Annotated in this window: 10 protein-coding genes; 3 read left to right on the top strand and 7 right to left on the bottom strand. The window is 57.0% G+C overall.

Translation table 11 applies throughout. The annotated features are described in order from the left end of the window. The first annotated feature begins 3 nt into the window (after nt 1–3). Both tagF and FHT29_RS31455 read left to right on the top strand, forming a co-directional pair. A complete protein-coding gene (gene tagF / locus FHT29_RS31460) occupies nt 4–1,389 on the top strand; it encodes a type VI secretion system-associated protein TagF (protein ID WP_168600920.1) in 1,386 nt (461 codons plus the stop codon). 23 nt (nt 1,390–1,412) lie between these two features. After that, nucleotides 1,413–2,297, top strand: coding sequence for a serine/threonine-protein kinase (locus FHT29_RS31455; protein WP_168600919.1), 885 nt, complete (start codon nt 1,413–1,415; stop codon nt 2,295–2,297). An 11-nt stretch (nt 2,298–2,308) separates the two neighbouring features. On the opposite strand, the gene FHT29_RS31450 is transcribed toward FHT29_RS31455, so the two are convergent. Further along, nucleotides 2,309–3,451, bottom strand: coding sequence for a polysaccharide biosynthesis/export family protein (locus tag FHT29_RS31450; RefSeq protein ID WP_113134396.1), 1,143 nt, complete (start codon nt 3,449–3,451; stop codon nt 2,309–2,311). Between the two features lie 460 nt (nt 3,452–3,911). Here FHT29_RS31450 and FHT29_RS31445 point away from each other — a divergent pair, with 460 nt between their 5' ends. Continuing rightward, nucleotides 3,912–4,322 carry a hypothetical protein gene (locus FHT29_RS31445; protein WP_052212659.1) on the top strand — a complete coding sequence of 137 codons (411 nt, stop codon included), beginning with the start codon at nt 3,912–3,914 and terminating at the stop codon, nt 4,320–4,322. 213 nt (nt 4,323–4,535) lie between these two features. On the opposite strand, the gene FHT29_RS31440 is transcribed toward FHT29_RS31445, so the two are convergent. From FHT29_RS31440 to FHT29_RS34805, 6 genes are all read right to left on the bottom strand, one after another. After that, nucleotides 4,536–5,405: a nucleotidyl transferase AbiEii/AbiGii toxin family protein gene (locus tag FHT29_RS31440; RefSeq protein ID WP_113134395.1), complete on the bottom strand. Its 870-nt coding sequence runs from the start codon at nt 5,403–5,405 to the stop codon at nt 4,536–4,538. Further along, nucleotides 5,398–6,015, bottom strand: a complete 618-nt coding sequence (locus FHT29_RS31435; RefSeq protein ID WP_113134394.1) for a type IV toxin-antitoxin system AbiEi family antitoxin domain-containing protein — start codon at nt 6,013–6,015, stop codon at nt 5,398–5,400. Before FHT29_RS31435 ends, FHT29_RS31440 begins: the two co-directional genes overlap by 8 nt. A gap of 241 nt (nt 6,016–6,256) precedes the next feature. Further along, the gene (locus FHT29_RS31430; RefSeq protein ID WP_113134393.1) at nt 6,257–6,472 is read right to left on the bottom strand and encodes a hypothetical protein; all 216 of its coding nucleotides are present in this window, start codon (nt 6,470–6,472) and stop codon (nt 6,257–6,259) included. A 43-nt stretch (nt 6,473–6,515) separates the two neighbouring features. After that, nucleotides 6,516–7,280 (bottom strand): hypothetical protein, encoded by a 765-nt coding sequence (locus tag FHT29_RS31425; RefSeq protein ID WP_168600918.1) that lies wholly within the window; start codon nt 7,278–7,280, stop codon nt 6,516–6,518. Nucleotides 7,281–7,317: 37 nt separating this feature from the next. Continuing rightward, the gene (locus FHT29_RS31420; RefSeq protein WP_168600917.1) at nt 7,318–8,133 is read right to left on the bottom strand and encodes a hypothetical protein; all 816 of its coding nucleotides are present in this window, start codon (nt 8,131–8,133) and stop codon (nt 7,318–7,320) included. Between the two features lie 267 nt (nt 8,134–8,400). Beyond that, nucleotides 8,401–8,697: NAD-dependent epimerase/dehydratase family protein (locus FHT29_RS34805; protein ID WP_246703191.1), on the bottom strand; the 297-nt coding region annotated here is incomplete at its 5' end.

Raw genomic sequence — 8,697 nt, 5'->3', positions numbered from 1 at the left:
TCGATGAACGAACATCTCGCCCGCACCCAATCGTCGACCCAAGCCGACGCGATCGGCTTCTTCGGCAAATTGCCGACGCATGGCGATTTCGTCTCTTCCGCGCTTGGCTTGCGCTTGCAAGGCGAGCTCGACCAATGGATCCGGGGTGGTCTGATCGCGCTCGAGGCTGCGTTGGCAACAGAATGGCGACGGCTGTTTCATGCGACAGTGGCCTGGCGCTTCGTCGTCGGTAGCGGCATTTGGGCACCCGGGGTTGTTGCCGGCGTGCTTCTGCCGAGCCGCGACCGTGTGGGGCGGAGCTTTCCGCTTGTTATCGCAGCGCAATTGCAGAGATTTTCCGGACAACTCCGCGATCTCTGCGAAGACGACAGCTGGTTCACCGCCGCCGAAGCGCTGGCGGAAACCTCCGCAAAGTCGGACTTCCAGATGCAGCGCTTTGTCGAAGGGATAAAGCGGCTGCGCCTGCCGCTTGCCGATAACCGCTCAACCACGCATCAATCCGCCACAGCGAGTGATGCGCCCCTGCCTGCTTCGCTCTGGTGGCGCATCAATCCCGGGACGCGTCACGGCAAGGGATTTCGCACTATGGCGGCGCCGACGGTTGAGGATTTTGTCAAACTCGTCACAGCGGAAAATCTCAAGACGTCGCAGCCTTCGGAACTGGCGGCACGCCCGGTCGTGGCTGTTGCGATCGAGGCGGTAGAATCCGTAGCGACACCCCAATCCGAATGGACGATGGAAAGCAGCCACGCCAGCCATCCGGGAACGCGGCTGTCGCTTAATGCCGACGCCCTCCTCGTTTGCGACAAGCCGCGCATTTTCGCGATTGCCGACGGTGTCGGCGACGGCATCGGTGCCATCGAGGCGGCACGCACCGCGACCCAGATACTCGCCGGCATTCCCGAGCGCGAGGCGTTGCAGACGTTGGTCCAGGATGTGAGAAGCAAGCTCAGCCACGCGCACGCCATCCTGCGCGCGAAGGGGACGAACGGAGAGCGGGAGGCACCCGTTGCCAGCATTGTCGTCGCGGCATTGTTCGACGGCAGATTTGCAGCCATATGGGCAGGAGACACGCGCTGCTATTTGCTGCGTGACGGCATGATGCGGCTCCTCACCCGCGATCACCTCGACATCGGGATGCGGCGCATGCTCGGTCGAGGTCTGGGCTTGAAGGAACAGTTCGCCTCGGACATCGTCATCGACGATCTTCAACGCGGTGATCGGCTGCTGCTTGCCAGCGGCCCGCTTTCACGCGCGCTCACGGATCGGGTCATCGCCGAGATATTGATCGACGCTCCTGTGGACCACGCTGCCGATGCCCTGATTCAGGAGGCGCTCATCGCCTACTGCCGCGAGAATGTTAGCGCCATCGTCGTCGGCGCGACATGACGCGGGAACCAGATTCCAAGCATATGAGAGAAATCGCGGCGAGCTTTGCCGGGTTGCTGCGTCTCCTGACCCATGACGACGAAGTCGAGCGACCGGCAGACATTCGCAATCTTCTAGTCGATCGCCTGCGCGATGCGCTCGACCGGCGCATGCCATCCATACCCAACTGCGAAGCGAACTTCGTTGCAGGCACATTTCTGGTTGAGGCAATCATCCATTCTCATGAGCGCACGGAGATCAGCCGTCTGCGCCACCGTGATCTCGGGACATCGCACGCGCTGAAGACCATCAGCGCCGATCGAGTCAACGAGGCTGTAACCAGAGCCATGCTGTTGCGGGAGGCGCGTATCGGCATGACGCTCCACCATCCCAATCTCGTCGCGGTTCAACTTGCCATACGATTGGCCGATGGACGACCCGCGATCATCATGGAATGGGCGGGGCCGGCACTGTCGCAACGATTGGCGGCGGGGTCCATGTCTTCGGCTGACGTCAGGCAATCAATGAAGTCGCTGCTTCTCGGGCTGGATGCGATACATGCGGCCGGCTATGTCCACGGCGATATCTCTCCCGCCAATCTGCTCTTATGTGACGATGATTTCGAGCGATTGAAGATTGCCGATTTCGGCACCGCCCTGGAACACGGCGCGCGCTATGGCGATCTCGATATCGCCAAGGTGGCAACGCCGGGTTTCACCGCGCCGGAACTCTATCGAGGCGAAGCCGCCGACCCTCGTGCCGATCTTTATTCGGCCGGCTGTGTCATGAATATGCTTCTTGAACATTGCAGCGACACGGAAGACGCCGTGGTCGAGCTGAAGAGCACCGCCAGAAATCTGATGGATCACTCTCCGCCCAAGAGGCCGCCAAGTGCCATGGCGGCTCTTCAACTCATAACTGAAAACTAGCCCGGAACCCGTCAGTTAGCAGACGAGCTTCCCGGTTGCGGGGCAGCGGCCGTCGGCACGCTCTTCTGGTAGACGGTCAGCAGCTTGGCGGCGTCGACTAGCCCGGCATTGCTGGCGTAGAGCGTATCGCCGTCCTGCATCTTGAACTGTTGCATCAGGACGAAATTCGAAACGTCCTTCAGATTGACGCCGTAAATGACAGGCTTGATCGAAACGACCGTCGGCACGCTGGCGCCCTTTGCCAGCGGGGCCGCGGCCTGCGTGTAGATCTTCTGATTGCGGAAGAGGTAGAAGTTCCGCGAGTCGGCGCGGTCATCGAGCAATCCGCCGGCGCGGGCTAGCGCCTGGGCCAGCGTCGTCTTGCCCGGTTCCAGCGGAAACTCGCCGACACTCTTGAAGGCGCCCAGCGCCGTGAAGCTCTGCGATGTGCCGTCGACGAAGATCCGATCGCCGGGCAGCAGACGGACATTCTGCTTGTCGTCCTGCAGAACCCGATCCAGCGGCGCGGTCGCGCGCTGTGATCCGCGTGTAAGCGTGACATTCGTGTCGCTCGGCGCAGAAGAAGCTCCACCCGCAAGGGCGAGAACGTCGAGCACGCGTTCCTTGCGCGCCGTCAGCGGGAAGCGTCCGGCAGTGCGAACCTTGCCGTCGACGGTGACGGCGCTGGAGGGCTTGTCGACCACCGTCACCACGGCCTGCGGATTGACGGATGAGCCCTTGAGTGCGGTCACGATCTGCGATTGCAGGCCCTCGGGTGTCGAGTCGCTCACCCGCTGCTTGCCAACATAGGGCATGGTAACGAAACCACGCGAATCGACTGTGAAGCGACCGAGATTGAGTGACTTGCTCTGGGTGGTGGACAGCAATCCGTCCTCGCCGGTATCAAGCACGGTCACGTCGATAACGTCACCGGGACGAAGGCGAGCGTCTGAGAAGCCGCCCGAGCGAAGCCGTGCAAGCCCTTGATCAGAAGGCGCATAAGACGGGGAAACGACCTGTCCGTCCATGGGGGCGTTGGCCAGCGGAACGACCGGAATCCTCTCGTTCGTATGCGGCATCGTCGCATTGCGTATGTTGCCGGCGCTTGGTCCATCGGACGGCCTTGCACAGGCGCTGAGGACAACCAATGGTAAAATCGCCGCCAATTTCCGCATTCCCGAACCTCCTTCGGATGTTATAGGCACGGCAGAAATATCAACCATAAGGCGGGAGGCAATATGCGAGCCTAATAAATAATGAATTATGACAGTCTGGTTGTTTACCAATGTGTCCAATTCGCCACCGATCGCCATTTTTGCCCTCCGAGCGCACTCTTCGTGGCAGCTGCCGGATCAGGTTTTGAGCTTGAAACGCTTGCAAAAAACGAATCGGTGAGCGCCAGCATGGGCGTTGCCGGTGACCGAGCGCGCGAACTGATATTGCACCTGTGCGGATCTCCCTTTGGAGGTCGTTTCATTCAGCGAACGCCATTTTCATATCGGCAAATGACAATCAGATATGCGGATTTCGCTATCTGTACGCGCTGCGTTTGATATACATATTCGCGGTTAGATGGCATTTTTGTTCACGCAACGACCCGGCTGTCTTTCGATACAATCAACGAGGCTGTAAACCATGCTCCGAAGAATTACCTGCGCCTTTGCGCTTGCCATCCTCCCAGCAACTCCTGTGCTGGCCGATGCCTGTGCAGGACATTACGAGAGCAGCGGCGTTCCGCTGGTAACCGGCATCACCTACAAGACCTGGATGGTTTTCCCTTCTATCAATTCCAACGTTGCCTTCGACAAGGTTTCCCAGGCCGTTCTGGCGGAAGGCTTTGTCGATGTGAACGTGGAAAAAAAGCTCGGCACCCTGACTGCGCAACAGGAAACGAGCGGATCCGGCCGGCCGCAGACCTTGCGCGTCGTCGTCCGCAAGAATGGCAAGGGTAGCCGGGTCGATGCGGTGTTTATCGTGCAGCCAGGGCAAGTAGCTCCCGGCGTCGGTAAAAACCTTTGCCGTATCGTAAACGCGGTCGGCGAATAGCTCCGGTTCGAAAATAACACGACTGTCGAACCCCTCGACCTTTGATTTGCGAATGCATGCTGAAACTCGAGCATCATCTAACGAAGGGGTCAATTCTTCAGTTCGCTTGACAAGCCATCGGTGGAAATCGCAAATCGAGCGGCTTGAAGGGATCAGAACCGACGACCCTCTCGCTCGACTGCCCAGGCCATTGCTATTGTTTAACCAAACCTGTCATTTGCCGAGTGCCGCAGCGGCGAGAGCGTGCGGCATCAGGAATGCGGCTATCTCCGGGATGATTTTCGTCAGATCGCCAGGATCGTGTGCAACGCCTTCAACGAAAGCGCGCCATTGCCGCTGCTTTTGCTCGTCCTTGGCAAAGGCGTTTGTGAGGCCATCAGGTAGGTCGGTGGGGATCGGTGTCTCACGTCGTTCGAAGGTGGCGGCAATTGCGCGCGCTAGCCGATCATCACTGAAATTGAAGGACCTGCTTAGGATCCAAATGTCGTAGAAATCCTTCATGCGGCTGTTCGCAAGTCCAAGCATCACCATCGCCTGGAACTTCTCAGCAATAACCGTTTCTCGCGCATAGGCGCGGAGCCTAGGCGCGGGGAAATCCAGCATCGACGGATAGTTCAACACCTCCGCACCGGGCACAAGTGCATCGCCGAAACCGATGTCAACCGTAAGGTTGATGCGGGCGCCGCTGATCGAAGCGGCCAACCGCAGTCTAAGACCACCATATTCCACTCCCTCACGGATACGATCCACACGAAGAGTTTCGGCATCGAACGAGACGCCGTCATCAGCTTGTTGCGCCAGAATATCCCGAAAGGTTTTCAGCATCGGATCAGGTTCCGGGTCTCCAAAGCCCAAGAGATCGAGATCACGGGTGCCGCGGTGCGGATCGTCAAACCAACTCATCATCAGCATTGCCCCCTTCAGAATGAAGCGATCAGCGTGGGGCGACTGGCTGAGCCTAAACAACAGCCGTTCAAGCGCGAAGCGTGTCAGAACCAAATCGAAGCTTTGTCCGCTTGTCTTAGCGAGTTGCAACAGGCGAGCTCGCACCGAGGCTGCGACGTTTCTGACTTGTTTAGCCATTGACAGTCAGCGCCTCGATGTATGGGCGGATCACGGTGCCAACACCACCGCGCACCGCCTGGTTGGCTATCTCACCAGGAGTAGCGCTTCGTTTTCTTAGAGCCTCCTGAAGCCCCTCGATTGCCACGGATAGGCCGATCTTGTTGCGATAGCGGAAGCAATCGGCAATTGTCTTGGCAACTCCGAAAATCTTTACAGGAACCCCCTCGATGGTGTGAATCTCGACACCTTCGCTGAGCAGTGGTTGCGTGAAGCGCACGACGCGAATGGGCATCCCATCCGGTTTTGGAGCCCAATCCTTGCTGCCTATGGCAAGCCATACTTGTCTTGGAAGCTGGTCCGTCAGCCCATGGAAGGCCAGGGCCGAAACAAGGCAGATGACAGCTTTTGGAGAGCGCTTAGCAGCCTCTGCCAGACTGTGGTTGACATCAAGCTCCGCATCGGGAAGTTGATAGAGACCTCGAGCAAGCCGTATCACCTCTCGATCCCGTTCCATTCGGCTCATGGTGGCCGCCGTCACGCCTGCCCTCCGCAGTTCGGCCAGACGTGCTATGCCGCGTTCAGCGAGCACGGCTAGCGCGATTTGACGTTGAGTGACGGAGCCGGGCATTGATATAAAAACTCGGATATTGGGATCTATTATCCAAGGTTTTGTATCACAACTGCTAGGCTCGAGAAAGCCCATGTTTGCGAGCACTCTCGCCATTTTGCGGTATGCCCATTGGCCTTAAGGGAAATCTGACCTCCGTCCCGTCATTTCGCTGAACCGACGAGCTTTCCAATAAAAACCACGAATAGCGCTCTTGATAGGACTCGGACCCGCGAGCCGTTCGAATATCGTGACGTATCGCCTAATTGCCCTCGGCTGTGCCAAGCGGGTCCGTCGTGATTGTATGAGAATTCTTGTTAGGATCGTAGCGACCAAACTCGTAATAGGTGGCATTTCCATCTTTATCGACCGCCACGAACGCGGCGTGACCAAGCCCAGGAACTTCCGTCCCGTCTAAAAAGCCAATGTTGTAATCCGGCAAAGTAACCGACATAAAAGAATAATTTGATTGCGACATAGTATTATCCTTCACGTGAGGATTTTGTTAGCCAGTTGGCGGTTTAATTGGGCTTCAAATTGCAGGTTTCCTGGACGATTCCCTCTTCGCCAAACACGTCCTGCCATTTTGTACAGGCCGTCTGGCGCCAATCGCTCGGAATAAGCAGCGCTCCATTAGCGTCGATCACGACATCACCCGTGACCTGCCAGATCCTGGGACCATCGCCGGGACCGAAGAAAACGTCATATGGCTTGACTTCCGCCTTTGCATCTGGTCGGAATCGATAAACCCATTCCTTGTCGTTGTCCGGGTTGCGGACCAAGGTGGTGCTGTCCGCGCTTGGCTGAACTCCCTCCAAATCACCGTCTTCGCAATTGCGCACGCGAGCTTCATATCGTTGCGGAATGAAGTCAGTGACGAACTGGCGAACGGCGATTAGGATTTGCTTGCGGCCATTGACCCTGATGCCGGCATTGGCGTCGAAGTCCACGAAACCGATCTGATCCGATTGGAACGCTGGCAGCGGATCTGTCGACGTCTTGTAGTACAGGCCGACGTAGGTGAGATTTCCGCGGGCACCGATATGGCAGCCCAATATGAAATGTGAATCCGAATAGGCATCGCTGAACAGGACGCGAAATGCTTCCGGCTCGCCGCTTGGTCCTCCGCTCGGGTAAAACATCCGAGAAAACGGCACAGCATCTTTCAGGCATTTCTTGGCAAAATCATCGGCAAGTGGCAATAGTCGGTGGCATTGGCGATCGAATTCGGTTTCTGCGAGCACTGACGTGGTGCAGAAAAGCAGCCAGCACAGGACGGCAGTCACGTTCAGAAGGCTGCATCTTATCTTCATTAAATACAACTTAATCATGTGTTGTGAATTGATAGGCAAGTGCTGCATTGGCAAACGCGCTCTGGAGGCCTGCCCATCGAGCTTCGGGCGATCTCTCCATCCCTAATGGCAGCGTACGCAGTTCGTGTCGGCACTGTCGTTGAATGCTCACCATATAGCTTTCCAACCAACGCGCTTCCCTCATCGTGCACGGATGAGCCGATAGGTTTGTTTGAGAGCTTAGCCGGTGCTGAGGTGGATCAGGATCTCGCGAAAATTGCGCGTCTTTGACCACGCAACAATTTAATGAAGATTTTGCAAATCGGAAACGGCCGCTGCAAACTGTATTGACCTCTATCACATGAGCCGCAGTCAAAACTTCAGGTTCACCGAGCAGATATTCACCTGCCGCGTGTCCGTCACATTTGGCAATGAGAAGGCACCGATGCGGCAGAGAATTTCTAACTGCGGCGTCCACAAGTTTGCACTCCCGGTGGGAAAACGGAATACCAGTAAGCGTGGTTTTCGCATGATGCGCACGCCCAAAGGCGTCAAGCGCATCCCAATCGTCGTCTTGCGCAAATCTAGTTGTGATAGTCCGTTCGACGTTAGACGCCACATCACCGAGGCGCTCGTCGTTGTTATCAGAATGTAAAACACCACCATCGCGGGCACGTGCGTCAGCGACGTGCCCCGCCCCAAAGATAGAACTGTTTTCCAACTGCGCCCCACATATTGCCCACCAACTTAAACGCCCGTCAGCCGGCAAGCCTTCATTCCAAGGGGCCAACGCCACCTCTTGCAGAATAAACTGCGCCTCCACAGCACAACCATGAAATTCGTACAATGACATTTCATTGCAAGTCAAGCGAGCGGAGCACCAAGTTGCGCACGACACGAATTTTCATCGCCAAGTGGATAAGCTGCAACACAAGTGATCGTAGTAAACTCTGTCTGATTGGAATTACTACTCGATAATGGGCCCTACCCGATAGCAACAGATCTAGGAAGTTGATGCCATCGGCTTGCAAGACCGCCCTTGGAAGCGGCCCCATTGAGTTTCGCTGCTGCTATAATAGCTTCTCGCGCGTCGTTGCGGTCCTCGCTTTCGACATCATTCAACTAGGTATTGAAGTAATGCGTGCATAGCACGCTCCGCAGCGACGATGGGAATAGGGTGAGCATACCGGATGTAACCTGTTATGGCTCGACAAAGTGTTCTCTGCGCACACGCTTGACGATAGATCAAAAGCGCTTCAGAGCTGCCGACGAAGACAAACCGGGCCTCCGGCGCATATTCCATCACGGCATAGGCAAGATTCATCGTACCCTGGAAATTCACATCCCAGGCCCGCTGTGGCATCTTTCGCGCATCCCCCGGGGCGGCGATGGCAGCGAGATGGATGATGGC

Source organism: Rhizobium sp. SG741 (assembly GCF_012275435.1).
Classification (GTDB): Bacteria; Pseudomonadota; Alphaproteobacteria; order Rhizobiales; family Rhizobiaceae; genus Rhizobium; species Rhizobium lusitanum.
This window is presented reverse-complemented; position numbering and strand designations above follow the sequence as displayed.

Excerpts from the sequence above, each read along its gene's own strand:
- FHT29_RS31435 (WP_113134394.1), bottom strand. The coding sequence starts at position 6,015 with ATGCCCGGCTCCGTCACTCAACGTCAAATCGCGCTAGCCGTGCTCGCT.
- FHT29_RS31445 (WP_052212659.1), top strand. The coding sequence starts at position 3,912 with ATGCTCCGAAGAATTACCTGCGCCTTTGCGCTTGCCATCCTCCCAGCA.
- FHT29_RS31430 (WP_113134393.1), bottom strand. The coding sequence starts at position 6,472 with ATGTCGCAATCAAATTATTCTTTTATGTCGGTTACTTTGCCGGATTAC.
- FHT29_RS31455 (WP_168600919.1), top strand. The coding sequence starts at position 1,413 with ATGAGAGAAATCGCGGCGAGCTTTGCCGGGTTGCTGCGTCTCCTGACC.
- FHT29_RS31440 (WP_113134395.1), bottom strand. The coding sequence starts at position 5,405 with ATGGCTAAACAAGTCAGAAACGTCGCAGCCTCGGTGCGAGCTCGCCTG.
- tagF (WP_168600920.1), top strand. The coding sequence starts at position 4 with ATGAACGAACATCTCGCCCGCACCCAATCGTCGACCCAAGCCGACGCG.
- FHT29_RS31450 (WP_113134396.1), bottom strand. The coding sequence starts at position 3,451 with ATGCGGAAATTGGCGGCGATTTTACCATTGGTTGTCCTCAGCGCCTGT.